The sequence below is a fragment of the Pseudomonas sp. BNK-7 genome (assembly GCF_048072025.1).
In the GTDB taxonomy this organism is placed as follows: Bacteria; Pseudomonadota; Gammaproteobacteria; order Pseudomonadales; family Pseudomonadaceae; genus Aquipseudomonas; species Aquipseudomonas danubii.
Genome location: NZ_CP182252.1, coordinates 5,136,671 through 5,163,338, shown reverse-complemented (window position 1 = coordinate 5,163,338; position 26,668 = coordinate 5,136,671). Strand labels below are relative to the sequence as shown.

The following is a 26,668-nucleotide window of genomic DNA, read 5'->3' as shown; positions in this document are numbered from 1 at the left end:
TTTTGTTGCCGTGGCTCAAGGGGAGCCATTTCCATCTGTGGGGTTCAGCCCTGGGCCACTAATCTGTGGCCAGGGTTCAGAACGTGTCGTTCAGAACTTACCGTTGAGACCCAGGCGGAAGGTGTCGTTGCGTTCGTCCGAGCCCAGGGCGGTCTTGTACGAGACGCCCAGTTGCCAGGCGCGTCCTAGGTTGAAGTCCACGCCCATGTCCAGGCTGGCGAAATCGCTGTCCAGGGCATCGGGTTTGAGCCGGTACAGGGTGCCTTCGTCGCCCTGGTCGGTGTAGCGCATCTTGTAGTCACTGCTGTTACTGAAGTTGTGGCCCCAGGCCAGGCCGACCTTGGGCGTGACCACACCGACAGGGGTCATCAGGTCGTAGCCCGAGCGCACGCCGAGGTAGGAGGTGAAGTTCTGCTGGCGCTGCTCGTCGTAGGACAGGCCATAAATGCCGCCGCCACTTTCACGGTAGGCGTCCAGGCGGGTGGTGCTGGCATTCAGGCGGCTGTAAGGGGTCAGCGACAGCGGACCCTGGCGGTACTCGTAGCTGGCGGTCAGGGAGGCGAACAACTGGTCGGCATCCCGCGAGCCACGGGCATAGTCATCGGCACTGCCGGTGATGTAGCGGCGTGAGTCGAAGCTGATACGGTTGTAGCCCAGCAGGCCGTCGACATACACCTGCGGGGCCAGGTTCAGGCTCAGGTAGGTGGCAATGCCGATGGCGTCCGCGTCGCTGCGGGTGTGGTTCTTGCCGATGTCACTACGGTCGTTGCCGTAGCCGAAGCCGATCCCGGCAATGGCCGTGGGCGACAGGCGATAGTCGACCCCGGCGCTCAGGCCCAGGGTGGTAAAGCTGTTGTCCCGGGCGCCCCGTGCGTGGGTCGAGCCGACGTTGACGAAGCCGTCGCTCCAGAACGCCAGGGCATCCTGTTGGCAATTGTCTTTGAGGGCGGCAGCGGCTTCGCGTTTTTCCTGCTCGGTCTGGTTGGCCGAGGCCCCCAGTTGGTCCTGGACGGCCTTGGCGATCTCGCCCAGCGGCACCTCGCGGCCTTCCTTGCGCAGGCTGGCGTTGAACGAATTGCGGTCGCAACTGATCTGGTGCAGTTGCTCCAGCCGCCGGTTGAAGTTGTCCATCTGGGTGCTGGCAAAGCGTTCCGCGGCCCGGGTCTGGGCGTTGAGCAGGCCAATCACTTCGGCGTCCTTGGTGGGGTCCGAACGTTCCTGGATGGTGAAGGTGACGGTGCTCGAGGCACTGGAGCCGCTGCCGTTTTGCAGGCTGAAGCTGACGATCGCGGTGCCGGCGAAAGCGGCCGACGGTACGAAGCGCATCGAGAACGGGCCCATCATCCTCGCCTGGCCGGCCGAGGCCGGGGTGACCGAGCCCAGGATGGCCTGGGTGAATGGACCGCCGGTAGCGCCTTGGGTCAGGTCGACGGTGGCTGACTGGCCCGCAGCGAGGATCTGGCTGGAGGCGGGCACGCTGATTGCCACCGCGGCGATGGTGATTGAGTAGGCCTGGGAGCCGGTAGCGCCGTTGGCATCGGTGGCGGTGATGGTCAGGTTGGCAGTGCCGCTGGTGCTGGGCGTACCGCTGATCAAGCCGCTGGCGGTGTTCAGGCTCAGGCCCGCCGGCAGGCTGCCGCTGCTGATGCTGTAGCTGTAGGGCGCCGTGCCGCCGGAGACACTCAGGGTCGCGCTGTAGGCACTGCCCGCGGTACCGGCGCCGAGGGAAGCTGGGGTCAGCAGCAGGGTCGGCGCGCTGACGGTGATGGTCACGGTGGCCGGGCTGGAAGTGCCGCTGGCGTTGGTGGCGGTGTAGGTAAAACTGTCGGAACCGGAGAAACCGGCAGTCGGGGTGTAGGTGATGCTGGTGCCGCTGGCGGTGGCGGTGCCATGGCTGGCCGCGCTGGCGACGGCGACGCTGGTGGCCGCGCCACCGCTGAGGTTGAGAGTGATCGGGTTGGTGCTGCTGTTGGCCGCCACCGTGGCGCTGACGGCGCCGGCCACCGGCGCCTGGACGCCGATGGTGATCGAGTAGGCCTGGGAACCGGTGGCGCTGTTGGCGTCGGTGGCGGTGATGGTCAGGCTGAGGCTACCGCTGGCCATTGGTGTGCCGCTGATGGCGCCGGTTGCAGTGTTCAGGATCAGGCCGGCCGGCAGGCTGCCGGCGGTGATGGCGTAGGTGTAGGGCGCGGTGCCGCCGGTGGCAGTAACGGTCTGGATGTAGGCCGTGCCGACGGTGCCATTGCTCAGGGAACCGGGGCTCAGGACGATGCTCGGGGCGCTGACGGTGATGGTCACGGTGGCCGGGCTGGAAGTGCCGCTGGCGTTGGTGGCGGTGTAGGTAAAACTGTCGGAACCGGAGAAACCGGCAGTCGGGGTGTAGGTGATGCTGGTGCCACTGGCGGTGGCGGTGCCATGGCTGGCCGCGCTGGCCACGGCGACGCTGGTGGCCGCGCCACCGCTGAGGTTGAGAGTGATCGGGTTGGCGCTGCTGTTGGCCGCCACCGTGGCGCTGACGGCGCCGGCCACCGGCGCCTGGACGCCGATGGTGATCGAGTAGGCCTGGGAGCCGGTGGCGCTGTTGGCGTCGGTGGCGGTGATGGTCAGGCTGAGGCTGCCGCTGGCCATTGGTGTGCCGCTGATGGCGCCGGTTGCAGTGTTCAGGATCAGGCCGGCCGGCAGGCTGCCGGCGGTGATGGCGTAGGTGTAGGGCGCGGTGCCGCCGGTGGCAGTAACGGTCTGGTTGTAGGCCGTGCCGACGCTGCCGTTGCTCAGGGAACCGGGGCTCAGGACGATGCTCGGGGCGCTGACGGTGATGGTCACGGTGGCCGGGCTGGAAGTGCCGCTGGCGTTGGTGGCGGTGTAGGTAAAACTGTCGGAACCGGAGAAACCGGCAGTCGGGGTGTAGGTGATGCTGGTGCCGCTGGCGGTGGCGGTGCCATGGCTGGCAGCACTGGCCACGGCGACGCTGGTGGCAGCGCCGCCGGTGATATTCAACGTGATCGGGTTGGCGCTGCTGTTGGCCGCCACCGTGGCGCTGACGGCGCCGGCAACCGGCGCCAGGCCGTTGATCACCAGGCTATAGGCGCGGGAACCGGTGGCGCTGTTGGCGTCAGTGGCGGTGACAGTCAAGTTGCTGGTGCCACTGCTGCTCGGCGTGCCGCTGATCACGCCTGTGCTGGTGTTCAGGCTCAGGCCGGCCGGCAAGCTGCCGGCGCTGATCGCGTAGGTGTACGGCGCGGTGCCGCCGGTGGCGCTCAGGGTCTGGCTGTAGGCTGCGCCCTGAGTGCCGTCGGGCAGTGTCGTCGGCGTTATCGCCAGGGTCGGCGCGGTGACGGTGATGGTCACGGTGGCCGGGCTGGAAGTGCCGCTGGCGTTGGTGGCGGTGTAGGTAAAACTGTCGGAACCGGAGAAACCGGCGGTCGGGGTGTAGGTGATGCTGGTGCCACTGGCGGTGGCGGTGCCATGGCTGGCGGCAGTGTCCACGGCCACGCTGCTGGCGGCGCCGCCGCTCAGGCTCAGGGTGATTGGGTTGGCGCTGCTGTTGGCGGCCACCGTGGCGCTGACCGGGCCGACGGTGGGGGGCGGCACGTTGTAGGTATAGCCGTTGGTCAGAGTCGCGGTGCCCCCTGGGGTGGTGACTACCACGTTAACCACACCCGCGGCGTGGGCCGGGGTGGTGGCGGTGATGGTGGTGGCATTGTTGACGATGTAACCGGTGGCGGCTGTCCCGCCAAAGCTCACCGCCGTGGCACCGGTTAGGTTGGTACCGGTGAGGGTGACGGAGGTGGCGCCTGCGGTGCTGCCGGTGTTCGGGTTGACGGCGGTCAGGGTCGGGGTCGCGGAGCTGGTGACCACCAGGGTATAGGTGGCGACGCCGCCCTGATTCAGGCCGTCATTGAGGGTGATGCTGAATGTGTAGGTGCCGGCGGTGGTGGGAGTGCCGTGCAGTAGGGTGTTCGAGCTGCCCGGTGACGGATCGAGGATCAGGCCCGGCGGCAGGCAGGGCGTCACGCCGTCGTAGTCCGGGTCATTGGCGTCGCACTCCACCCATTGGTCCAGTGGTTGTGCGCCGCCGACGGAATTGATGACGATGCTCATGGGCTGGCCCACCGCCACGCTGGGCAAGGTACTGCCCGTAGCCGGGTTGGTGATCACGGGAGCGGCGGCCATTGCCTGGCTGCTCACGGTCAACATGACCAGGAGCAGGAACAGCGAAATCAGCGGGCGTGTCAGCCAGATACCTAGCGTGGTCAGTGGTGTTCTCATGAGGGCTTCCTGCCTTGCGACCGGTTTGAGGGTCGTGTCCAGCGTAAGTGTTGATAAAGGTCCAGCGGTTACAGCACGGCTACAGCCGGCCCCTTGGGGGGCAGGTATTACTTGATGCTCAGGGACTGTCGATCTCTTCCCGGGCGGCCATCCGCGCGGGACGCTGCATTTGGGTGTACAGGCCACTGTCGGCACCGGCCCGGAAGCCCAGCCGCTCATACAGCCGGCGGGCACGGCTGCCCTGTTCGACGCTCAGGCTGCAGGTCTGACGCTGGGCGTCGGCCTTGGCCAGTACCGTGCGCAGCAAGTCGGTGCCGATGCCCCGGCCATGCCAGTCCGGTAGCAGGGCAATATCGACAATGCGCACATCGTCGGCCGCGTACTGCACGCACAGGCGCCCGATCGGGCTGCCGGCCTGCTCGACGATCAGAAAGTCCGCAGCGGGAAAGTGCTTTTCATAGTGCTGGCGTTGCAGCTCGGCCTGGGAGTGCAGGAAAGCCCGGCGCTGGGCGTCGTTCCAGCCAGGCACTGCACTGACTTCGGCCCAGCGGCGTGAGGCGTACAGCGCCTGGAGAAACCCCAGGTCGTGGCTGTTCTGCTTGCGCAGTACAGCCACGTTGCCTGCCGGCAAATGGAGAGCGGTGATGTGAGTCATGAGCTTCTGATCGGGTACTCGCCTTCCAGGCAGATGCAGTAGGACAGCGTCTGGAAGGGTTGCATGGTGTTGCGCAAGGCCGTCGACGTTGTGCCACTACCGGCGTTGCCCACCGTGATGGCCGCCAGTGTCTGGTTTGTCGCCGTCGGTGCGGTGTTGTTGTACAGGCGGACGTTGCGGGGTTGTGCCAGGTAGGCGGTGTTGTTGGGAGTATCCAGAGCGGCCGCCGATTCGCTGCCGTCCTTGGCCAACACCTGATGGGTATGCGGGGCGAAGTTGCTGGCCACCATGGTTATCCGGTCGGCTCCCAGGGCCGTGCCAACTGGCCTGTCGGTCAGCCCGGGGCCGGGCCCGGCCCCCATGGCCACGCGCCCGTTGAGATTGGGCAGCTTGAAGTTCTGTCCGGGGGTGCCGCCATACAGGTTGCCAATCACCGAATAGAGGGCCGGATTCTGCTGGACGGTGATGAGCGAGCCATCGCAGTACGCCCAGTTTTGCGGGACGAAGTTGTAGGGGAACAGTCTGATTTCACCGGTAAAAGCGTCCATGATCGGTCATTCCAGATTGAGTGAGGGGGTCACTGCTGTCGGGTCGGATAGAGGCCGACCAGGCAAATGATGTAGTTGATCGCCAACGAACCCATCAGGTTGCTGTGGGGGGTCGCGGCGCCAGCGCTCGGGGTCAGTGCCGAGTCGAGAAACTGCGGGTTCATCGGGACGGCGGTGGATGTTCCGGTTCCTGCGCTGTACAGCCCGGTGATGATCCCCGCGCCCGGGAATTTGCCAAAGGTCATGCTATTGGGCGTTGCGGCTGGGGATGGGACTGCCGAGGTGGCATCTTGGGCGCTCACCATAAAGCCATGGGTGTGGGGGGCAGTGTTTTCCGGCCTCATGGTCACGGTTTCCACGCCAAACTTCTGCGTTAGCGTCCTTGGGGTCAGTCCGGTGCCGGTGCCTTGGCCCACGGGGAGCCGGCCACGGTAGTCCGGGAGACCGAAGTTGGTGATGCCGTTGCCACCGTACAGGGTGCCCAGTAACGAGTAGAGGACCTGGAAGTTGCTGATGGGCAGCAGCGATCCGTCACAGAACGCCCAATTCTCTGGCGCATAGTTGCCGGCGAACATGCGGATTTCTCCGACGAAAGCTTCAGACATGTCAGTTTCCTTGCTTGAGGGTCTGTAGACAGCCGTTACTGGCGAGGTGGGTAGATGCCCGTCGTAGCAATGCAGAAATAGCCCACGATGGAGGGCTGCACATTCGGCATGGGCATGCCTGGCGTTGGGGTGACGGTCGCGCTGTTGAGGGCGATCAGAGTGCCGGTTGCCGAGGTATAGGTCGGTTTTGCCGGGACCCCCTTGGTGTTCGAGCTGACAGCGGGAATGTTGCCGCCCGGGTCATCGTTGCCCGGATCGTTGGAGACATGCGTGGCGTGGCTATGCTGGGCCACCGAGTTCTGCGGCATCGTCACGGTTTCGCTACCGCCTTTGGTGCCCAGCGCGTGCACATCCATGATCGGATCGACAGTGGAGGCTCTGTAGTTCTGCCCCAGAGCGACCCGGCCACGCAGATCCGGCAGGCCGAACGTCGTACTGCCGTCACCGCCATAGGTTTTGCCCAGCAGGGAAGCCAGCGCCACATTGGTGTTGATGGGTAGAACCTGGCCCTCGCAAGGGAGCCAACCCTCAGGTGCCCAGCCCCAAGGGAACAAGCGAATTTCTCCGATAAAAGGATCCACGTTCTTTTCTCCTTGAACAAGTTTTTGACGCCGGGAATCCGTCTCTTACTAATAGACTAGCAAGTGCGTAGGCGCACAATAAACAAAAGTGAATTTAGTGTGCAAATGTTATTTCAAGTTGTTTGGTGGTAATTAACGGAGGGCTCGTCTATTAGCAGGTAGTTGACGCTCCGGCTAAGAGATTTCAAGAAGGAAGTCTTTCACAGTGTTGCTGGTTGTCGCTCGGTTCAGGGCGTTATGTCCAGCGGGGGCGGGGTGAGGGCGGGATGTCCAGGCTGGTTGCAGGCTTTTGAGTTCGGCTTTTCGAAATCGTAAGTTCATTGTCAAGTAACTAAGCGTGCTAACGATCTACGCCGAAAGTATTGGTTGTCTAGTCTGGGGTTTGGCGGATTTACAGCATGCTTGAAGTGTAGCGGTAACAGGTCTTAGTTGCTGTTGTGGGGTGGTTATTCCCAAGTTGATAAGTAGGGTATTCTTTTGGCGGGGGGCGCAGTAGTAAAGTTTTTTGCTCTAAGACCCTGTTTTGTTTGAGGTTGTTGTTTTTTTTGACGCCAGCGGGACGCCGCTCCCCGGGGATGAGCGGCGCGCCGTTACCGGCTTACAGCCCGGCGCTTTCTGCCGCTACGCTCTTGGGCTTGCCGTAATGCCATTCATAGACCACGAACTTGAAGTCCTTGAGGTCGCCTTTCTCGTCGAAGCTCAAGTCCCCGGTGGGGGTCTTGAAGGTGCCTTTGTGGATCGCCTCGGCGACTTTCTCCGGGTCCTCGCTCTTGGCCGCGGCGATGCCCCCGGCAATCACTTCCACGGCCGAGTAGGACGGCAGCACGAACGGACCGCTGGGGTTTTCCTTCTTGGCTTCGAAGGCTTCCACCAGGGCCTTGTTGGCCGGGTCCTGGTCGAAGGACTTGGGCAGGGTCACCAGCATGCCTTCGGAGGCGTCCTTGGCGATCTGCGAGATCGAGTCGTTGCCTACGCCTTCAGGGCCCATGAAGCGCGCGGTCAGGCCCTTTTCCTTGGCCTGGCGCAGTAAAAGGCCCATTTCCGGGTGGTAGCCGCCGAAGTACACGAAATCGACATTGGCCTGCTTGAGCTTGGCCAGGATCGACGAGTAGTCGCGCTCGCCGACGTTGATGCCTTCGAACATCGCGACCTTGATGCCTTCCTTGCCGAGGATGTCCTTGACCGAGCTGGCGATGCCTTCACCGTACTGCTGCTTGTCGTGCAGCACCGCCACATTGGTCGGCTTCAGCTGGGCGATGTAGCGTGCCGCCGCCGGGCCCTGGGCGTTGTCCAGGCCGATGGTGCGGAACACCATCTTGTAGCCCCGGGCCGTCAGCTCCGGGCTGGTGGCTGCAGGGGTGATCATCACGATGCCTTCATCTTCGTAGATGTCGGATGCCGGCTGAGTGGAGCTGGAGCACAGGTGCCCGACCACGAACTTGACGCCGTCATTCACCACTTTGTTGGCCACGGCCACCGCTTGCTTGGGGTCGCAGGCGTCGTCGTATTCCACGGCCACCAGTTGCTTGCCGTCGACGCCACCCTTGGCGTTGATCTGCTCGATGGCCATGCGCGCGCCGCTGAACTGCATGTCACCGTATTGCGCCACCGGGCCGGTCTTGGCCCCGGCGATGCCGATCCGGATGCTGTCGGCTGCCAGGGAATGGCAGGCGAGACCGGCAAGGATCATGGCGCTGAGCAGTTGGGTGGCTTTGTTATTGATACGACTCATGGGTTGTTCCACTCCTGTGGGTAACGATTCAAAGGGTGTTGCGGGTGTTGCTTGGATGCATGATGCGCCGCAGGCAGCGGCGCATCGGCAACTCGGGGTTGTAGACCGGGCAGCCCGGAACGGCGTTGACCCGGCTCAAGGAAGGGCCTTGCCGATCCTGGCCACGGCCTCGACGGCCGGTAGCGGCGCCGCGGGTTCGACACAGGCATCCAGGGCCTGGGCGAGATCGGCCAGCAGGTCGGCGACGTCTTCCAGGCCCACCGACAGGCGCACCAGGCCTTCGGCGATGCCGTGTTCGGCCCGTTCTTCCGGGGTGTAGGTGGAATGGGTCATGCTCGCCGGGTGCTGGGCCAGGGACTCGGCGTCCCCCAGGCTCACTGCACGACTGAACAGTTGCAGGGCGTTCATGAAGCGGCTACCGGTGGCCAGGCCGCCCTTGAGTTCAAAGGCGAGCATGCCGCCGGGCAATTTCATCTGCTGTTGCGCCAGGCTGTATTGCGCGAAGGACGGCAGGCCGGGGTAGGAGACCCACTGCACCCGCGGATGCTCTTGCAGGTACTCGGCGATGATCTGGGCGTTGCTACAGTGGCGCTCCATGCGCAGGGCCAGGGTCTTGAGGCCGCGCATCAGGAGAAAGGCGTCCTGCGGCGAAAGCACGGCACCGGTGAGGTCCTTCAGGCCCTGCAGGCGAATGCGCTCCGCCAGGCTCTGGCGGGTGACCACGATACCGGCGGTGATGTCGCCGTGGCCGTTGAGGTATTTGGTCGCCGAATGCACCACCAGATCGGCCCCCAGCTCCAGTGGACGCTGCAGGTAAGGGGTGCAATAGGTGTTGTCCACGGCAAAGGTGATGCGCGGATGCTGGCGGGCGATTTCGGCCACGGCGGCAATGTCCACCAGTTGCATGTTGGGATTGGCCGGGGACTCGCAATAGATCATGCGTGTGGCCGGGCTGATGGCGGCCCGCAGGTTGCCCAGATCGCTCATGTCCACATGGCGCACCTTGACCCCGAACTCGGCCAGGCCGTGGTGCAGGAGGGCGAAGGTGCAGCCATACAAGGTCCGGCAGACGATGATTTCGTCGGTGGGGCGCAGCAGGGTCCACAGGGTGGCGGCAATGGCGCCCATGCCGGAACCGAAGGCCACTGCAGCTTCGCCATTTTCCAGGGCTGCCATGCGCGCTTCCAGCAACGCCAGGGTCGGGTTGCCGATGCGGGTGTAGAAGTAGCCGGGTTGTTCGCCGGCAAAGCAGCCAGCGCCATATTCGGCGGTGGCGAAGGTAAAGGTGGAGGTCAGGTAGATCGGTGGAATCAGCGCGCCCTGATGCTCCTGAGGGTTATAGCCGTGGTGGATGGCTCGGGTGGAAAAACCAAGGTCACTGTTTTTATTGTTCATGGTGAACACTCTCGGATTTTCCCTAATGCTATGCTCAAATCCGGCGCAATAAATTCTAATCTAGCTCCAAAAAAAGCACTTGATTGGAATAAAACATCATAAAAACAAGATAAAGAGGCAAAACATGCCCCAGAGCCTGGATCGTACGGACAAAGCCCTGCTGATTGCCCTGCAAGACAATGCCCGGCTGACCAATGCCGAGCTGGCGGACAGCGTGGCCCTCACCACCTCGCCGTGCTGGCGCCGGGTCAAGTTGCTGGAAGAGAGCGGGGTGATCACCGGCTACCAGGCGATCCTTTCGCCCAAGGCGCTGGGCTATGGGGTCACTGCCTTTGTCAGCGTGATGATGGAGTCCCATTCCCGGGAGACGGCTCGGGCTTTCGAGCAGCGGCTGCTGGAAATCCCGGAAATCATCGCCTGCCACAACGTTTCCGGGCGCTATGACTTTCTTCTCGAGGTGCTGGCCAAGGACCTGGAGTCCTTCGGCGAATTTGCCCGAGAGGTGCTGCAGACCCTGCCGGCGGTAAAGGAAATCTACTCGAGCTTTTCCTTCAAGTCGGTGAAACCGTTGCGGCAGATTCCGGTACAAGAGTAATGAGGGAGGTGCGGACGTTTGGCGGCTATCGTGGTTCGGCACTATCGCCAAGAGGCCGCGGCAACGGCGTCTGTCTGCTTCGCCAGCAAGCCAGTGGCCTGCAACAGGCCCTCAGCGAAAGAGCACCGCGCAGCTCAAGGCTTCAAACCGAGCCATGGGCTGCGAGGTTGCAATACTGCCCTTTGAAATACAGCAGTGGCTGCGCAGCCGCCGCTTGTTGCAGGTTCAACGCTTTCACTTCACCAATCACGATCAGGTGATCACCTGCGGCGTGTTCGGCGTGAATTTCACAATCCAGCCAATGCAGGCTGCCGGCAATGATCGGATTCCCCAGCGGCGATTCCTGCCATTGGACGCCATGCCACTTGTCCGTGCCTTTACGAGCGAACTGGTTGGAAATCCTGACCTGCTCACCGGACAGGATATTGACCGCGAATCGACCTGCCTGGCGAATCCTGGGATAGCTGGCCGAGCCGGACATGACGCTGAATGACACCAGTGGCGGGCTCATCGACACGCTATAAAACGACTGGCAGGTAAAGCCGATCGGCTCGCCAGCAATCTGCGAGGTAATCACCGTGATACCGGATGCGTAGTGCCCGAGCGCTTCGCGAAAGCTCAATGGCTCGATAGCCGTTCTGGGAAGTGACATGGAGGGTCCTAAATATCGGGTGCTGCTCGAAAGTGTCGAGGAGGGCCTGAAGCAGCCCGGTAACTTTTTAATCCACTGCTTCAATCCTCCCGCACAGCATTGCCGGCTTCAGCTCAGCACGGGTTCGAGAGTTCTCTTCGGATAATGTCTGCACCAGCGCTTAATGCCTTTAGCTTGCCTCTTGCCACTTCGCGAGCTAGTGGCGCCATGCCACAGTTGGTGCATGGATAGAGTTTGTCGGCCTCTACGAACTGCAGTGCCTTGCGTAGGGTATTGGCCACTTCCTCTGGTGTTTCAATGGTGTTGGATGCCACGTCAATGGCTCCGACCATCACTTTTTTGCCTCTGATGAGTTCAATGAGATCCATTGGGACATGAGAGTTGTGACATTCCAGCGAGACTATATCGATACTGGATTTTTGCAGCTTGGGGAAAGCCTCTTCATATTGTCGCCACTCTGATCCCAGAGTCTTTTTCCAATCGGTGTTGGCCTTGATGCCGTAGCCATAGCAAATATGGACCGCCGTTTCACACTTGAGGCCTTCAATGGCCCTTTCCAGAGTGGCCACTCCCCAATCATTCACCTCATCAAAGAAAACGTTAAAGGCGGGCTCATCAAACTGGATGATATCCACACCGGCAGCCTCTAACTCTCGGGCTTCCTGATTGAGGATCTTGGCGAATTCCCAAGCCAGTTTTTCGCGACTTTTATAATGGCTGTCATAAAGCGTGTCGATCATGGTCATGGGGCCTGGCAGCGCCCATTTTATGGGTTGTTTGGTTTGCTGACGTAAAAACTTGGCATCTTCAACAAATACCGGTTTTTGCCGAGCAACAGCACCCACCACCGTTGGCACGCTCGCATCATAGCGATCACGAATCCTAACGGTTTCACGTTTCGCGAAATCAACGCCGCTGAGGTGTTCAATAAAGGTAGTGACAAAGTGTTGGCGTGTTTGTTCGCCATCACTGACGATATCAATACCGGCCTGTTGCTGTTCCTGCAGTGACAAACGTAAAGCATCGTGTTTGCCCTCGACCAATTCCTCGCCTTGCAACTTCCAGGGCGACCATAGTGTTTCAGGTTGTGCAAGCCAGGAGGGTTTAGGCAAGCTGCCGGCAGTTGAGGTGGGTAACAGTTTTTTCATCATCAATAGCCTTGTGATTTCAATGAGTCAAAGAGCGCAATGGGCGGACCACTGCTCAAGGATGGCCTGGTACGGCTTGATGAAGTTCTCCTCAACAAACTGCCCCTGCTCAATAGCCAGGCGGCTACGTTCCTCTCGGTCATAAACAATACGAGTCAGTGAGTAATCCTGGTGCTTCAGACTGGGTTGATAGGATTTTCCTGCTGCAGAATTGGCATTGTAGATTTCAGGGCGGTAAATCTTCTGGAAGGTGTCCATCGTGCTGATGGTGCTGATCAACTCAAGATTGGTGTAGTCACTGAGCAAGTCACCGACGAAGTAGAAAGCCAAAGGCGCAACGCTGTTCGCAGGCATGAAGTAGCGAACCTTCAATCCCATCTTCTTGAAGTACTCATCGGTTAGAGAGTATTCATCCTGCTGGTATTCAAAGCCCAAGACAGGGTGCTGGTTCTCAGTTCGATGATAGGTTCGGCTGCTGGAAACACTCAGGCAAATAACCGGTGGTTTGTTAAAGTTTTCCTTGTAGGCGCTTGAGTGGATGAAGTGCTTGAACAGCTTCCCATGCAGCTCTCCAAAGTTGTCGGGAGTGCTGAATTCTGGCTGGTCCTTGTTGTGGTTCAATAACAGAACGCTAAAGTCATAATCTCGTACGTAAGAGGAGAAGTTGTTTCCGACAATGCCTTCCAGGCGTTCGTTGGTCTTTCGGTCGAAAATGTTCGTTTTCAGTATTTCAATCAAAGGGATGGCGTTGCCACTGTTTGCAGTGTCAATGTCCATTTCAACGGAAACGATTTCAAGTTCGACAGCGTAACGATCGCCTTTGGGGTTGTCCCAGTGCGCCAAGGCATTGAAGCGGTTGTCAATCATTTTCAACGTATTGCGCAAGTTGTCTTGGCGGCTTTTGCCACGGGCCAAGTTGGCGAAGTTGGTAGTGATACGTGTATTTTCGGAGGGGTGATAGTTTTCGTCGAAGCAAATGCTTTTGATGGTGAATGTAAGCTCTTTGTTCATGGCGTCCTGGTTTCCGAGATGGAACCTGAATTTATTTATCGGTTCTCTGTACTTTCCAATGTTATTGCTAGGTTCTTTTGCTTAGTGGTGTTTCTAAGCTATCGATCATTGAGCTGCATTTTATGCCGGGCTATTAATTGAGAGGAAATGAATTGATTTCACTGAGTCTTTAGTCACATTCATGATGTGCTGTTCATTCAGTTGTACAAGTCTATTGCCCGCAGGATTCATTGATAGGCGAAACAAACAACTGAAAGTGTGCGAGCTGGCGAGTGTGTGGAGAAGCGCCATGCGCTTCCCGTTCATGTACCCGGCGCGTTCGCGTTTGCAGAACGGCGCCATCCCTGGCAAGCCAGCTGCTACCGGTGATCAGCCCGTCCCCAAAGCATTTTTCTGCACACCGATGATTGACGTGGCAACAGCGGCTCCCTATTCTTTGTCGACCAACAAAGAATAGGGAGCAATGCGATGAAAACCCTCAAGGGCCCCAGCCTGCACCTGGCACAGTTCAGTGCCGATACCGCCCCCTTCAACAGCCTGTCGGGCATCGCCCAGTGGGCTGCTGATCTGGGTTTCAAGGCACTGCAGATTCCTGCCTGGGATGCGCGTCTGTTCGATGTCGCCACTGCGGCGGACAGCCAGGATTACTGCGATGACCTCAAGGGTCAGTTGGCGCAAAAGGGTCTGGTGATCAGTGAGCTGACCAGTCATATCTTCGGCCAGCTGGTGGCAGTGCATCCGGCCTACGACGCAATGTGCGACAACTTCGCGCCCCAGGCGCTGCGGGGCAATCCCCAAGCCAGAACAGCCTGGGCCATAGAGCAGATGAAGCTGGCGGCCAAGGCCTCGCGCCGCCTGGGGCTCGGTGACATGGGCACCTTTTCCGGGTCCCTGGCCTGGCCCTATCTGTTTCCCTTTCCGCAACGTCCAGAAGGTTTGATCGAGGCCGCTTTCGAGGAACTGGCTCGACGCTGGCGGCCGATCCTCGATCTGTGCGACGAGCAGGGGGTCAACCTGTGCTACGAGATCCACCCCAGCGAGGACCTGCACGATGGCACCAGCTTCGAACGCTTCTATGAATTGGTCGACCGTCACCCGCGCTGCAACATCCTCTTCGACCCCAGCCACTTCGTGCTGCAGCAGTTGGACTACCTGAGTTACCTGGACATCTACCACGAGCGCATCCGCATGTTTCACGTCAAGGATGCCGAGTTCAATCCCAGCGGCCGCCAGGGCATCTACGGCGGCTACAGCTCCTGGGTCGAGCGGGCCGGGCGCTTCCGTTCCCTGGGCGACGGCCAGGTCGACTTCAAGGGGATCTTTGCCAAGCTGGCGCAATATGACTACCCGGGCTGGGCGACCCTGGAGTGGGAGTGCTGCCTCAAGGATCAGGAGGACGGCGCCCGGGAAGGTGTCGAATTCATCAACCGCCACATGATCCAGGTCACCGAGCGGATCTTCGACGACTTCGCCGGGGCCGGGATCGACCGCCAACAGATCAACCGCATGCTCGGCATTGCCTGAACCCTTCATCAAGAGAATCCCCATGACTGCATTCACCGACAACACCCAGGCCGACACTGGCGGCCTGACCCATCGCTATGTGCGCATCGACGGCCAGCGCATCCACTGTGTCAGCGCCGGCACGGGCCGCCCGGTGCTGCTGATTCCCGGCTGGCCGCAGACCTGGTACGCCTGGCGCGAAGTGATCCAGGCCCTGGCCGCCCGAGGCTTCCAGGCCATTGCCGTGGACCCGCCGGGCAGCGGCCAGTCCGACCGCCCGGAGCAGGGCTACGACACCGGCCATGTGGCCGGGGTGCTGCACCAGGTGATGGGGCAGTTGGGCTTCGAGCGCTACAGCGTGGTCGGCCACGACGTCGGCATGTGGATCGCCTACGCCCTGGCCAGCGATCATCCGCAGGCGGTGGAGCGCCTGGCGCTGACCGAAGCGGTGATCCCGGGGCTGGCGGCGGCGCCGCCGATCTTCGTCGCGCCAGAGCAGAACATCTTTCTCTGGCACTTCATGTTCAACCAGCTGCGGGACTTGCCGGAAGCCTTGATCGCCGGACGCGAGCGGGCCTACCTGAATTACATATTCGATCACTGGTCCCATCGCCGCGAGGCGGTGGCCGCCGAGGTCTATATCGAGGCGTACGCCGCGCCGGGCGGCCTGCGTGCGGGCTTTGCCTACTACCGGGCGATTCCCGAGACCGTGCGCCAGAATCAGTTGCGCGCGCAGCGACCGCTGGCAATGCCGGTGCTGGCCATTGGCGCCGAGCACGCCACCAACGATGCACCCTTGCTGACCCTGCAGGGTCACGCCACGGATCTGCGCGGCGCCATCGTGCCCGACTGCGGGCACTTCATCATGGAAGAGGCGCCGGAGGAGTTCCTCGCTCACCTGCTGCCCTTTCTTCAGGAGGGCGCCGACTGAACAAAGGGCAGGCGGTCCCGGGCCATGGAAAATGGCCGGGGCCGGTGCAAATCTAATATCATTTCGTCGCGGCGCCTTGCGCCAACCCACTGACCGGCCCCTGCCGGTCAGTTTCCTTGTCCTGACGAGATACCCGACCCCCATGGCTGGAAGACCCCGCGAATTCGATCGCAACCAGGCGTTGCGCCAAGCGCTTGAGCTGTTCTGGGCCCGTGGATTTGAAACCACTTCCATGGCCGATCTGGTGGCGGCCCTGGGGATCGCCTCGGCGCGGATCTACGCCGCCTTCGGTTCCAAGGAGGCGCTGTTTCGCGAGGCCATCGAACTCTATGAAAGCCACGAGGGCGGTTTTGCCGACCAGGCCCTGGGCGAAGCCAGCGCCTATGTCGCCATCGAGCGCATGCTCAAAGAGGCGGTGGCGCTCTACACCCGGGCCGGTCATCCCCAGGGCTGCATGGTGGTGTCCTCGGCGGTGAACTGCTCCAGTGACAACGACGGCGTGCGTGAGTGGCTGGCCGAGCATCGCCGGGCCCGTACCTCCAGCATCATCCAGCGCCTGGAAGCGGCGGTGCAGTCCGGCGAACTGCCGGCACACACCGATGCAACTTCCCTGGGGGATTATTACTCTACGGTGCTGCACGGGCTGTCGGTACAGGCCCGGGACGGGGTCACCCAGGCGCGCCTGCTCAAAGGGGTGGCGCTGGCCATGACGGTCTTCGAGGCGGCGCAGGGCAACTGACCAGGCGCCTGCCAGCCTGTGTCGCGCAAAAAAACAGGCAGCGACACCGTGCGCCAACTGCGCAAGCGGGCAGCCCCCGGTCATGGTTCCTGGCCCGGGTTGTGCATTTTTATCGGGTCCTGGACCTGTTCGATCATCGATAGAGTATTACGACCCGCCCATGAGCAACTCCGCGGCTACACCTCAAGGTAACTGGCAGCCGGTCATCGCGTTGGCGCTGGCGGCCTTTGTCTTCAACACGACGGAATTCGTGCCGGTGGGGCTGCTCAGCGCCATCGGCGCCAGCTTCGACCTGCCTACCGCGCGGGTCGGGCTGATGCTGACCATCTACGCCTGGATCGTGTCCCTGACCTCGCTGCCGGTGATGCTGCTGACCCGCAACGTCGAGCGGCGCCGGTTGCTCACGGTGCTGTTCGGGCTGTTCATCGTCAGCCATGTGCTGTCCAGCCTGGCCAACAGCTTCGGCCTGTTGATGCTCAGCCGCATCGGCGTGGCCCTGGCCCATGCCCTGTTCTGGTCCATCACCGCGTCACTGGCGGTGCGCCTGGCGCCGCCGGGCAAGCAAGTGCAGGCCCTGGGCCTGCTGGCCACCGGCACTTCCCTGGCCATGGTCCTGGGCATTCCTCTGGGGCGTCTGCTGGGCGAAGCCCTGGGCTGGCGTACCACCTTCGGCGTGATCGCGGCGATGGCCGGCTTGCTGGTGCTGTGGTTGATCCGTACCTTGCCGCTGCTGCCCAGCCAGAACTCCGGCTCCCTGCGCAGCCTGCCGCTGCTGTTCAAACGCCCGGCGCTGGTGGCGATCTATGGGCTGACGGCCCTGGTGGTCACCGCGCAATTCACCGCCTACAGCTACATCGAGCCGTTCATCAAGGTAGCGGCGGGCCTGGGGGGCGATGTGGTGACCCTGATCCTGCTGGTGTTTGGCGGTGCCGGGATCATCGGCTCGCTGCTGTTCAGCTGGCTGCACCGCCACAGCCCCCAGGGCTTCCTGCTGACGGCGGTGACCCTGCTGGCGCTGTGCCTGAGCCTGCTGCTGCCCCTCAACGGCCATGTCTGGTCCCTGGTCGCGCTGAGCGTGGTCTGGGGCATGGCGATCATGGGCTTCGGCCTGGCCCTGCAATCCAAGGTGCTGGTGCTGGCGTCGGACGCCACCGACGTGGCGATGGCGATGTTCTCCGGGATCTACAACATCGGCATCGGCGGTGGTGCGTTGCTGGGCAGCTGGGTCGGCGGACAGTTGGGTTTTGCCTATGTCGGGCTGGCGGGCGGCGCCCTGGCGGGCCTGGCCTTGCTGCTCTACAGCCTGGCCCTGCGGCGCATGGCCCGCAGCAACGTGTAGCCGCTGCCGCAGGCTGCGAACGGCTCCGCAGGAGACGCAAAGTCTTGAGACCGCCAGAGTCTCGGCGGGAGATCGCCAGGCAAGGCCCTGCGGACCTTTGCGCAGCCTCGGGTTACAGCGGGGTTGTGTAGCCGCTGCCGCAGGCTGCGAACGGCTCCGCAGGAGACGCGGCGGCCTTGCAGGCGCCGGAGGTTCGGCGGTCGATCGCCAAGCAAGGTCCTGCGGACCTTCGCGCAGCCTCGCCAGAGGCTCGACAGCGGCTACAGTGGGGCGATGTCGAGCATGCGCGCCGTCCGCCCGCCAAGGTCAGCGGCGTCGGGCTTCGGGCCAGCAGGCCACCAGCACCAGCAGCAGCGCCGCCAGCAGGTAGGGCAGGCGCGGCTCCACCGCGTAGATCAGGGTGCCCGCCAAGGGCCCGACCACCACCCCCAGGCCCTGGGCCGCGCCGACGGAGCCGGCAGTGGCGCCTTGCTCGGCAGCGTCCACTGCGTTGCTGGCCAGGGCGGCAAAGGAGGGGAAGATCCAGCCCATACCGGCGGCCGAGACAAAGAACCCCAGCCACAGCACCCAGGCGTGAGCGGCGAGGATGCTCGCGGCAAAGCCCATTGCGGCCACCAGGGCGCCGACGCGGATCATCCGCAGTGGCGGCCACTCCAGCTTGCGCACCAGCAGTTGCGAGGCAATCAACGCCAGCCCCACCAGGGTCAGGGCGACACCGGCGGTCTGCGCCGCCTCCGCCGGACCCATGCCCAGGCGGTCGAGGGCGAAGAAGCCGACGGTGATCTGCGCCATGGCCACGCACAGCATCGAGACGAACGCCACCAGCAGCGGCCGGCGCAGGCGCGGGTCCGTCAGGCTCACCGACTTGGGCGGTTGCTTGAGGTGCAACTCCTGGCGCGGCAGCCGCGCCTTGAGGAAGGCGAAGCCCAGCAGCGGCAGCAGTGCCAGCACATAGAACGGCAGGCTCAGGCTGTAGCGGGCCAGCAGCGCGGCAATCGCCGGGCCCAGGACCAGGCCGCAGGCGTTGGCCGCCCCCAGCGAGGCCATGGCCCGGGCCCGGTGCTCGGGCTCGATGTTGTCGGCGATCAGCGCGTAGCCGCCCACCGGAATCGCCGCGTAGAACACCCCGATCAGGCCGCGACCCAGCAGCAGCCCGGCAAAGGCCAGGATGGCCGAGGGCAAGGCGTGCAGCGCCAGGTCGATGAATAGGCTCAGGGCGAGAAAGGCCAGGGTGAAGCCGCCGGTGCCCAGCAGCAGGATCTGCCGTCGGCCCAGGCGGTCACTGGTCCGGCCCCAGGGCCGGGCCAGGAGCATCCAGATCACCCCGGAAACGGTCACCGCCATGCCCGCCTGCCAGGTGGCCAGGCCGAGAATCCGCGCAATGGGACCGATCAGCGAGACAAAGGCCATCATCGCCATGGTGCAAGCCAGGTTGGCCAGCAGCAGTGGACGCAGGTTGAAGGCCGGGGCGGCCTGGGGCGTTTCCAGGGTGTCGAAGGGCAGCTGTTGCATGTCGCTCATGATTTATCCCAGGGTTGAGTGAGAGGGCAGGCGGCCGTCGACCATCACCAGCGGTCGACCGCGCACCTGCTCCAGGCGGCCGTCGACGCCATAGACGTCGCGCAGCAGCTGTTGGTTGATCACCTCCAGGGCCGGTCCGGCGGCGGCCAGACGGCCGTTGTGCAGGACCACCACCTGCTGGCTGAAACCCAGGGCCAGGTTGATGTCGTGGACCACCACCAGGGTGATCAACTGGCGTTCGCGGGTGGCCCGGGTAATGGCCTCCACCACCTGGCACTGGTGGTACAGGTCCAGGGCGCTGGTGGGTTCGTCCAGCAGCAGTACCCGAGGCTGGCGCACCAGGGCCTGGGCCAGCCCCACCAACTGGCGCTGGCCGCCGGAGAGGGCATCGATCGGGCGGTCGGCCAGGGCGGTGAGGTCCAGGTCCCGCAACACCTGTTCGACCCCGTGCAGCACCGCGGCGCTGGGTCGGCCGGGGGCGAAGCCGGCACCGCGATGCCCGGCCATGGCGGCACTGAGCACCGCTTCGAAGGCGCACAGGCGGGTGCGTTCCGGCAGGCTCTGGGGCAGGTAGACGATGTGCTGCGCCCGCTCCACCTGGGGCAGGCGGTTGAGGTCGACGCCATCGAGCAGCACCTGCCCGCTGGTTTTCTGCAACCCGGCGATGCCCCGCAGCAGGGTCGATTTGCCCGCCGCGTTGGGGCCGATCAGCGCGGTCAGGCTGCCGGGGGCCAGGGGCGGCAGGCTCACGTCGCGCAGTACCTGGTGGCTGCCGTAATGCATGTTCAGGCCGGCTGTGCACAGCCCGGGCGTGGAGGGGGCGTTAAGGCTCACAGGACACCTCGACGGTTGCGCATGACGATGGCCATGAAAAACGGAATGCCCACCAGGGCGGTGACGATGCCCACCGGCACCAGCACCCCGGGGATCAGGGCCTTGCTGGCGATGGAGGCCATGGACAGGATCAGCCCGCCGCTGAGCACGCTGGCCGGCAGGAACAGCCGATGGTCTTCGCCCACCAGCAGGCGGGCGATGTGCGGGGCGATCAGGCCGATAAAGCCGATGGTGCCGACAAAGGACACCGCCAGGGCCGACAGCAGGCTGATGCGCAGCAACGCCAGCAGGCGCAGGCGGCCGACGTCGATGCCGAAGCTGCGGGCCCGTTCCTCGCCCAGGGTCAGGGCGGTCAGGGCCCAGCTCTGGCGCAGGGAAAACGGCAGGCACAGGGCCAGGGCCAGGGCCAGCAGGGCGAGCTTTTCCCAGGAGGCCCGGGCCAGGCTGCCCAGGGTCCAGAACACCAGTTGCTGCAGGCTGTCCTGGGTGGCGACGAATTGCAGCAGGGCCACCAGGGCGTTGAAGGCGAACACCAGGGCGATGCCGAACAGCACCAGGCTTTCCACGCCGAAGCCACGCCAGCGCGCCAGCAGGTAGAGCAAGGCCACCGAGGCCAGGGCAAACAGGAAGGCGTTGGCCGAGATCAGGTACTGCGCCGGCACCCCGGGAAGGCCCAGGCCCAGGACAATCGCCAGGGCCGCACCGAAGGCCGCGGCGGCGGACACGCCGAGGGTGAAGGGGCTGGCCAGCGGGTTGTCGAGCACGGTCTGCATCTCCGCTCCGGCCAGGGCCAGGGCCGCGCCCACCAGCACCGCCATCAGCGCGTAGGGCAGGCGTACGTTCCACACGATCACCGCCTCGACCCGGGGCATCGAGCCCGGGTCCCAGAGCACCTGCAGCAGGCGCGAGAGGCTCATGCCCGAAGGCCCGGTGGTGATGTCCAGGGCCAGGGACAGCAGCAAGGCCAGGGCCAGCCCGGACAACAGCAGCACCCGGCGGCCATGGCGCTTGCGGTAATGCCCGCTGGCGATGCTGTCCTGCACCTCGGTGGCGGCCCGGGTCATGGTTGCAGGCTCGTGGCGAACACGCCGCTGGCGGGAATCGGCATGAAGCGCTGGTACAGCTCGCGGCGGGTCTGGTCCGGGTCCAGGTCCTTGAACAGCTCCGGGTGCAGCCACTTGGCCAGGGCCTGGACCGCGATCAGGTGCTCCGGCGAGTCGTAGAAAATGTGCCACAGGCCATGCACATTGCCCTCGCGCACTGCTCGCAGCTCGTTCAGCGGCGGGCGCTGGGCGGCCTGGCGCAGGCTGTCCCGGGCCTGTTGCAGGGTGGCGGAATAACCCAGGGTCACGCCGCCCTGGCCGGCAGCGAAGACCCCGGTGGCGACGTACACATCCGGATCGCTGGAAAGGATGTACTCCACGTTGAGCACGCCAATGGGCCCGGGAATGCGCCCGTCGGCGATGTTGCGCCCGCCGGCCAGCTTGATCATTTCGCCGAAGTTGCCGGTGCCCGGAGAGCCGCAGCAATCCTGCAAGCCGGCGAGCATGTCGACGAAGATCTTCGGCTGCTGGACCTTGCCGGCCTTGGCCAGGGTGTCGCTGACCCGGGCCAGGGACTGCTGGTAGAAGGCGATGAACGCCTCGGCCTGCTGTTCACGGCCCAGGGCCTGCCCCAGCAGGCGCATGCTGGGCACGGTATTGCTCAGGGGATGGTCGCTGAAGTCGACGAAGATCACCGCCACTCCAGCCGCTTCCAGCTGCTGCACCGCTTCGCTGTCGGGGCTGGGCCCGTGGCCGCCGCTCAGTGCCATGATCGCCAGGTCCGGGTGCACCGCCAGGGCCTTTTCGACGCTGAAGGTTTCGGCGGACGTGCCGCCTACCAGCGGCACCTTGTCCGCCTCGGGGAAGACCTTGCGATAGGCCTCGTAGCCCTGCACGTCGAGGCCGCGAAAGTCCCCTTGCCAACCGGCGAGACGGGCGAAGGGATTCTGGCCTTCGAGCAGCGACAGGGAATAGATCATCCGGCCTTCCCCCAGGAGGATGTGTTCGACCTTGTCCGGCACCTGGACCTGGCGTCCGGCCAGATCGGTGAGGGTCGCGGCGCTGGCCGTGGCGGCCCACAGCAGGCCCAGGGGCAGCAGGCCGAGCAAGAGCCCGCGCTGGGCGCGGCGCAAGAAATCACGGTGTGTCATGTAAGGTTTCCTTGAACGATTGAACGGCCCGGCGGGCGACGCGCTTGCGCCACCACAACAACAGGCCGGTGATGTACAGCAGGGGTAATGAAAGGCCGCAGACAAACCCCAGCCAGGCGCCGGGAGCCCCCAGCAGCAGATGGCCGTGGGCGGCGGAAAACAGCGGCTTGAGCGCCATCGGCGTGGCTGTGAGCCAGCCAAACAGCTCCGGGCGCGCCAGCCAGGCGCCGCTGCCGGCAATCAGCAGCAGCGGCAGGCACAGCCACGCGGCGGCCAGGTTGTGCCATTCGCGCAGGCGCCGGGGGCCCTGGCTACCGGGGCGCAGGCTGGCGGCTTTCCACCAGCTGCGGCGGCCCGGCCACCACAGGTACAGGCCGCTGCCCAGCGAGCCCAGCAGCACCAGGCCGCACAGCAGCACCAGGGTCGAGCCCAAGGCCCGCGGCAACAGCAGGCTGCGGTGCAGCGCCACCAGCTTGGCCAGCCACAGGTCCTCGAAGACGAAGAAGCCCCGGGGCGCGCCGTTGTAGGGATCGATCATGGCGATGCCGGTGCCGGGACGCTCCTTGAGGGCGCCGAAGACGATCACGTTGTCCGATTCGAGAAAGCCCTGGCGCGGAGGGGCTGCGCCGAAGACCTTGTGCAGCTGCGGGTAGGCGTCGGAGGCGGCCCTGATCCAGGCGTCCTGTTCCAGCCGCGTGCCGTGCTCGCCGGGGGCCAGTTGCAGCATCGTTGCACCGACCTCCCAGCGCAGGATCGGGCCCTTGAGCTCCAGCAAGGCGCCGCTCAGGCCCAACAACGCCAGGAGCAGCCCCAGGCTCAGGGCCAGCCAGCGATGCAGCCGCAGCCAGAGTTCACGCATGGGCAGCATCGGCGGCTTACCAGCGGTAGCGCAGGCTGGCGATGACGCTGCGGTCATAACCGGCGCTGCAATTGGTCAGCGAGCAGCCTTCGTAGTAGCGCTTGTCGGTGAGGTTGGTGGCGTTCACCGCCAGGCGCAGGCCCTTGGCCGCCGGGATCAGCTTGTCGAAGTCGTAGTGCACCGCCGCGTCCAGCAGGGTGTAGGAGGGCACGCTGACGGTGTTGGCGGCATCGGCTTCGGTAGACCCGATGTAGCGCACGCCGGCGCCAAAGCCGAGGCCACCGAGCGGGCCTTCGGGCAGGGTGTAGTCGGCCCACAGCGAGGCCATCTTTTCCGGGGTGTCGGTGGGGCGCTGGCCTTTCTCCAGCGGGTTGTTGCTCTTGCTCACCTCGGCGTCGTTGTAGGTCAGCGCCGCCAGCAGGTCCAGGCCCCGGGCCAGGCTGGCCTTGCCTTCAAGCTCGATGCCGCGCACGTTCACCTCGCCGGTCTGCAGGGTGTTCAGGCGTTGGGCCGGGTCGGCGGTCTTGACGTTTTCCTGGGTCAGGTCAAACAGCGACAGGGTGATGTAGCTGTCGATCCCCGGTGGCTGGTACTTGACCCCCACTTCCGATTGCTTGGCGCTGGTGGGCTTGTACGGCGTGCCGTAGAAGTTGGTGCCCAGTACCGGGTCGAAGGACGTGGAGTAGCTGATGTACGGCGCCAGGCCGTTGTCCGCCAGGTACACCAGGCCGGTGCGGTAGGTGAACTTCTCGTCGTTCTGCTTGCTGCCGCTGTCGTTCATGCGGTTATCGGTACGGGCGCTGGAGCGGTCCTGGCGGCCACCGACGCTGAGCACCCAATGCTCGTCGAAGGTGAACTGCTGCTGGGCGTAGACCCCGACCTGATCGGCGCGCTGCACGGTGTTGGTGAACGGCGTGTTGGGGTTGAACACGCCGCCATGCACCGGGTTGTAGATGTCGATGGACGAGGCAGCGCCGCCGCGCAGGTAGTAGTCCTCGCGGGTGCGCCGGTAGTCGACCCCCAAAAGCGACACCATCTGCGTATTGCCCAGGTTCCAGCGGGCCTGGACGTTGTTGTCCAGGGAGTAGGTGTCGCCGACGATGCGGAAGCGATAGGCGGCGCGGTTCAAGGTGCGCAGGTCCGGGGCCAGGGACATGCCGCTGGCGGTGTTGGTCAGCAGGTTGACGTGGCCGTAGCGGGCGCTGGAATTGAGGCTCCAGACATCGTTCAGGCGCTGCTCCAGCAGGTAGCCCAGGGAGTACTGGGTGCGGTCGTTGTCCAGCCCCGGTTCATCGAGGAAGACGTTGTGCTTGAGCTTGCCATTGGGGTTGCCGAGCAGGGTGCCTTGGGCCGGCAGGGACACCCTGGGTGCGCCGAACGCATCCTGGGTGTAGTCGGCCAGCAGGGTCAGGCGGGTGTCGTCGTTGGGCTTCCAGGTGAAGGAGGGCGCGAAGTACTGCTTGTCGTCCTTGATGTGCTCGAACTGGGTGCCGCTGTCACGTTCCAGGCCCACCAGGCGGTAGAGGAATTGCCCCTCATCGTCCAGCGGGCCGCTGAAGTCGAACTGGCCCTGGGCCCGGTCGAAACTGCCGCCCTGGATCTGCACTTCATGGAAGGGCTGCTCCAGTGGGCGCTTGCTGATCTGGTTGACCACGCCTCCGGGCGAGTTCTGGCCGAACAGCACCGAGGCCGGGCCCTTGAGCACATCGATGCGTTCCAGGCCATAGGCTTCGACCTTGGGCCAGGCCTGGGCGGTGTTGCCCTTGAGGCCATCGCGGAGCATGCCGGTGGTGACGTCGAAACCACGGATCGAGATCGTGTCGAAACGCTGGCTGGCGGCGGTGGTGTTGGCCTGGACCCCGGCGGTGTAGCGCAGCGCCTCGTTCACCGACTGCACCTGCTGGGCATCCATCTGGTCGCGGGTGACCACGGAAATCGCCTGGGGAATCTCACTCAGCGAGGCGTCGGTCTTGGTGCCGCTGAGGCTGCGCTTGGCCACGTAGCCGCTTTGCTGGCCGGTGGGGGAGTCGACCTGGGTGGCGCTGATCACGCTGGTGTCCAGGGTCAGGGTGTGGTCCTTGTCGGCCTCGCCATCGGCGGCCAGGGCGGCGCCGGCCTGGGTCAGCGACAGGCCCAGGGCCAGGCCATGGATCAGGCACGCCAGCGGGCTGCGGCGCAGCGCCGGACGCAGGACCGGACAATCGGCCGGCCAACCTTGGGTGTTTTGGTGCGCAACGCGGCTACCCATGCTTCACTCCGTGATGGGGATTAAATGAGAATGCAAACGTATCTCATTTGTGCGCCTGGGTTGCCGGCTAAAACTTTGGCTTGAGCGACCATTTCTTTCGTTTGCGGCACCGCGCGGGCAGGGCGCCCGGGGCAACAGGCGCGCGGTTCGACAGCGCCGGGCTGCGGCGTTGTTCATGGTTCCAGGCATGCAAGACCAGGGCGATTCAGCGCAAGGACTTGGGCGACACCCCGAAGCGCTTGCGAAAGGCGGTGGAGAAATGCGCCGGGCTGTAGCCGACCCGATAGGCCGCGCTGGAGACATTGGTCTCGCCGCTGGCCAGCAAGCGGTAAGCCTCGCCCAGGCGCTGCTCCTGCAGGTAGGCATAGACGCTGGTGCCGAACACCTGGCGAAAGCCGGCGGTGAGCTTGCGCGGATTGAGGCCCACCTGACGCGACAGCTCCGACAACGACGGCGAGTCCTGCAATGAGTTGAGCAGCAGGTCCCGGGCGGCGTGGATACGTTCGATGTCCGCCGCGCTGCCGGGGCTGTCCTGCAGCGGCCGCGACTCGGCATGGGCAAGGATGCCCTCGACCCCCAGGGCGGTGAGCTCCAGGGCCTTGCCTCCCAGGTAGAAGGAGCGGGTCGGGCCTTGCAGCGGGCAGGTGAAGATCTGCTGGGCCAGGGCCAGCAGTGGCTTGCTGGCCGGCTGGCAGAACAGCATCGGCCCGCCGCCCCGCGGGTCCAGCAGGCGCTCGGGTTCCAGGCCGGCATTGCGGATCGACGGGAAGTCCAGCTGCACCGTGGTGTAGCGCACCGGTACGCCACGGGCGAACAGGTGGTCGCCGCAGTGCTCGCCCTGGTTGGCCACGGCGCACAGGGTCGGGCCGCGAATTTCCACTTCCGGTTGGCCCTCGACCCGGCAATTGAGCTGGCCGCTGAGCACCAGGATGATTTTCAAACCTTGCCAGAGCGGCTCTTGCATCCACATCTGGCTGTCCATCAGCACTGTCCCGGTGGACAAGGTGATTTCCGGCACCACCGCCGCCGTGCCGGCGTGCTGCGGATTGGGAAACTGCAGGGTGAAATCCCTTTGGACAGGCTGCGGCGCAGCGTGGGGGCTGAGCATGGCGAACTCCCTGTGAACCCGAAAAAGAGGCCATAAGCTATCAGGAAAATCCGCCTCTGTAATTAAGAATGATTATCCTTTAGCTTTCTCGCCCCGTCCTGTCAGGGCCTGCCGGGGCCGCGCCGCGCAATCAAAAGAAAAAGCCGCGCAAACGAATGTCCTGCCGATTGCCGGGCCTTGGAAATTGCCGGTTAATAATCA

The 26,668-nt window shown here is 63.9% G+C and carries 23 protein-coding genes; 6 read left to right on the top strand and 17 right to left on the bottom strand.

Going from position 1 to position 26,668, the window contains the following annotated elements; genetic code table 11:
• Nucleotides 1–90: 90 nt before the first annotated feature.
• From ACMGF8_RS23385 to ACMGF8_RS23355, 7 genes are all read right to left on the bottom strand, one after another.
• A complete protein-coding gene (locus ACMGF8_RS23385; RefSeq protein ID WP_416757293.1) occupies nucleotides 91–4,269 on the bottom strand; it encodes a putative Ig domain-containing protein in 4,179 nt (1,392 codons plus the stop codon).
• Nucleotides 4,270–4,387: 118 nt separating this feature from the next.
• Nucleotides 4,388–4,924: a GNAT family N-acetyltransferase gene (locus tag ACMGF8_RS23380; protein ID WP_416757291.1), complete on the bottom strand. Its 537-nt coding sequence runs from the start codon at nucleotides 4,922–4,924 to the stop codon at nucleotides 4,388–4,390.
• On the bottom strand, nucleotides 4,921–5,472 hold the full coding sequence (locus ACMGF8_RS23375; RefSeq protein ID WP_115580324.1) for a phage tail protein: 552 nt from the start codon (nucleotides 5,470–5,472) through the stop codon (nucleotides 4,921–4,923). Before ACMGF8_RS23375 ends, ACMGF8_RS23380 begins: the two co-directional genes overlap by 4 nt.
• A 29-nt stretch (nucleotides 5,473–5,501) precedes the next feature.
• Nucleotides 5,502–6,077: a phage tail protein gene (locus tag ACMGF8_RS23370; RefSeq protein ID WP_102863084.1), complete on the bottom strand. Its 576-nt coding sequence runs from the start codon at nucleotides 6,075–6,077 to the stop codon at nucleotides 5,502–5,504.
• Between the two features lie 35 nt (nucleotides 6,078–6,112).
• Nucleotides 6,113–6,658: a phage tail protein gene (locus tag ACMGF8_RS23365; RefSeq protein WP_102863085.1), complete on the bottom strand. Its 546-nt coding sequence runs from the start codon at nucleotides 6,656–6,658 to the stop codon at nucleotides 6,113–6,115.
• A 598-nt stretch (nucleotides 6,659–7,256) separates the two neighbouring features.
• Entirely contained in the window at nucleotides 7,257–8,390 is a 1,134-nt protein-coding gene (locus ACMGF8_RS23360; protein WP_102863086.1) for a branched-chain amino acid ABC transporter substrate-binding protein, read from the bottom strand.
• 135 nt (nucleotides 8,391–8,525) lie between these two features.
• Nucleotides 8,526–9,785 carry a methionine gamma-lyase gene (locus ACMGF8_RS23355; RefSeq protein WP_416757288.1) on the bottom strand — a complete coding sequence of 420 codons (1,260 nt, stop codon included), beginning with the start codon at nucleotides 9,783–9,785 and terminating at the stop codon, nucleotides 8,526–8,528.
• Between the two features lie 124 nt (nucleotides 9,786–9,909).
• Between ACMGF8_RS23355 and ACMGF8_RS23350 the strand changes: the two genes are divergently transcribed.
• Nucleotides 9,910–10,380, top strand: a complete 471-nt coding sequence (locus ACMGF8_RS23350) for an Lrp/AsnC family transcriptional regulator (RefSeq protein ID WP_102863087.1) — start codon at nucleotides 9,910–9,912, stop codon at nucleotides 10,378–10,380.
• Nucleotides 10,381–10,522: 142 nt separating this feature from the next.
• Here the strand turns inward: ACMGF8_RS23350 and ACMGF8_RS23345 are convergent, their stop codons facing one another.
• From ACMGF8_RS23345 to ACMGF8_RS23335, 3 genes are all read right to left on the bottom strand, one after another.
• The gene (locus tag ACMGF8_RS23345) at nucleotides 10,523–11,032 is read right to left on the bottom strand and encodes a flavin reductase family protein (protein WP_102863088.1); all 510 of its coding nucleotides are present in this window, start codon (nucleotides 11,030–11,032) and stop codon (nucleotides 10,523–10,525) included.
• A gap of 113 nt (nucleotides 11,033–11,145) precedes the next feature.
• On the bottom strand, nucleotides 11,146–12,180 hold the full coding sequence (locus ACMGF8_RS23340) for a methionine synthase (protein ID WP_205413476.1): 1,035 nt from the start codon (nucleotides 12,178–12,180) through the stop codon (nucleotides 11,146–11,148).
• Nucleotides 12,181–12,207: 27 nt separating this feature from the next.
• Nucleotides 12,208–13,191 carry a DUF1852 domain-containing protein gene (locus ACMGF8_RS23335; RefSeq protein WP_102863090.1) on the bottom strand — a complete coding sequence of 328 codons (984 nt, stop codon included), beginning with the start codon at nucleotides 13,189–13,191 and terminating at the stop codon, nucleotides 12,208–12,210.
• A gap of 289 nt (nucleotides 13,192–13,480) precedes the next feature.
• On the opposite strand from ACMGF8_RS23335, the gene ACMGF8_RS23330 reads away from it, so the two are divergent.
• From ACMGF8_RS23330 to ACMGF8_RS23310, 5 genes are all read left to right on the top strand, one after another.
• Entirely contained in the window at nucleotides 13,481–13,648 is a 168-nt protein-coding gene (locus ACMGF8_RS23330; RefSeq protein WP_207816564.1) for a hypothetical protein, read from the top strand.
• 11 nt (nucleotides 13,649–13,659) lie between these two features.
• A complete protein-coding gene (locus ACMGF8_RS23325) occupies nucleotides 13,660–14,715 on the top strand; it encodes a sugar phosphate isomerase/epimerase family protein (RefSeq protein ID WP_115580321.1) in 1,056 nt (351 codons plus the stop codon).
• Nucleotides 14,716–14,737: 22 nt separating this feature from the next.
• The gene (locus tag ACMGF8_RS23320) at nucleotides 14,738–15,625 is read left to right on the top strand and encodes an alpha/beta fold hydrolase (RefSeq protein WP_102863092.1); all 888 of its coding nucleotides are present in this window, start codon (nucleotides 14,738–14,740) and stop codon (nucleotides 15,623–15,625) included.
• 142 nt (nucleotides 15,626–15,767) lie between these two features.
• Complete coding sequence (locus ACMGF8_RS23315; protein ID WP_416757284.1) at nucleotides 15,768–16,364, top strand: TetR/AcrR family transcriptional regulator; 597 nt, start codon at nucleotides 15,768–15,770, stop codon at nucleotides 16,362–16,364.
• Between the two features lie 160 nt (nucleotides 16,365–16,524).
• Entirely contained in the window at nucleotides 16,525–17,703 is a 1,179-nt protein-coding gene (locus ACMGF8_RS23310) for a sugar transporter (protein WP_102863094.1), read from the top strand.
• A 306-nt stretch (nucleotides 17,704–18,009) separates the two neighbouring features.
• On the opposite strand, the gene ACMGF8_RS23305 is transcribed toward ACMGF8_RS23310, so the two are convergent.
• From ACMGF8_RS23305 to ACMGF8_RS23275, 7 genes are all read right to left on the bottom strand, one after another.
• Nucleotides 18,010–19,224 (bottom strand): MFS transporter, encoded by a 1,215-nt coding sequence (locus ACMGF8_RS23305; protein WP_416757282.1) that lies wholly within the window; start codon nucleotides 19,222–19,224, stop codon nucleotides 18,010–18,012.
• Between the two features lie 3 nt (nucleotides 19,225–19,227).
• Nucleotides 19,228–20,058, bottom strand: a complete 831-nt coding sequence (locus ACMGF8_RS23300) for an ABC transporter ATP-binding protein (protein ID WP_416757280.1) — start codon at nucleotides 20,056–20,058, stop codon at nucleotides 19,228–19,230.
• Nucleotides 20,055–21,122 (bottom strand): FecCD family ABC transporter permease, encoded by a 1,068-nt coding sequence (locus tag ACMGF8_RS23295; protein WP_207816569.1) that lies wholly within the window; start codon nucleotides 21,120–21,122, stop codon nucleotides 20,055–20,057. Before ACMGF8_RS23295 ends, ACMGF8_RS23300 begins: the two co-directional genes overlap by 4 nt.
• Complete coding sequence (locus tag ACMGF8_RS23290) at nucleotides 21,119–22,252, bottom strand: ABC transporter substrate-binding protein (protein ID WP_416757278.1); 1,134 nt, start codon at nucleotides 22,250–22,252, stop codon at nucleotides 21,119–21,121. Before ACMGF8_RS23290 ends, ACMGF8_RS23295 begins: the two co-directional genes overlap by 4 nt.
• Nucleotides 22,239–23,111 carry a PepSY domain-containing protein gene (locus ACMGF8_RS23285; RefSeq protein WP_416757276.1) on the bottom strand — a complete coding sequence of 291 codons (873 nt, stop codon included), beginning with the start codon at nucleotides 23,109–23,111 and terminating at the stop codon, nucleotides 22,239–22,241. The genes ACMGF8_RS23290 and ACMGF8_RS23285 overlap by 14 nt, the downstream gene beginning before the upstream one ends.
• 16 nt (nucleotides 23,112–23,127) lie before the next feature.
• The gene (locus ACMGF8_RS23280; RefSeq protein WP_416757274.1) at nucleotides 23,128–25,359 is read right to left on the bottom strand and encodes a TonB-dependent siderophore receptor; all 2,232 of its coding nucleotides are present in this window, start codon (nucleotides 25,357–25,359) and stop codon (nucleotides 23,128–23,130) included.
• A 205-nt stretch (nucleotides 25,360–25,564) separates the two neighbouring features.
• Entirely contained in the window at nucleotides 25,565–26,467 is a 903-nt protein-coding gene (locus ACMGF8_RS23275; protein WP_102863102.1) for a helix-turn-helix domain-containing protein, read from the bottom strand.
• Nucleotides 26,468–26,668: the final 201 nt, after the last annotated feature.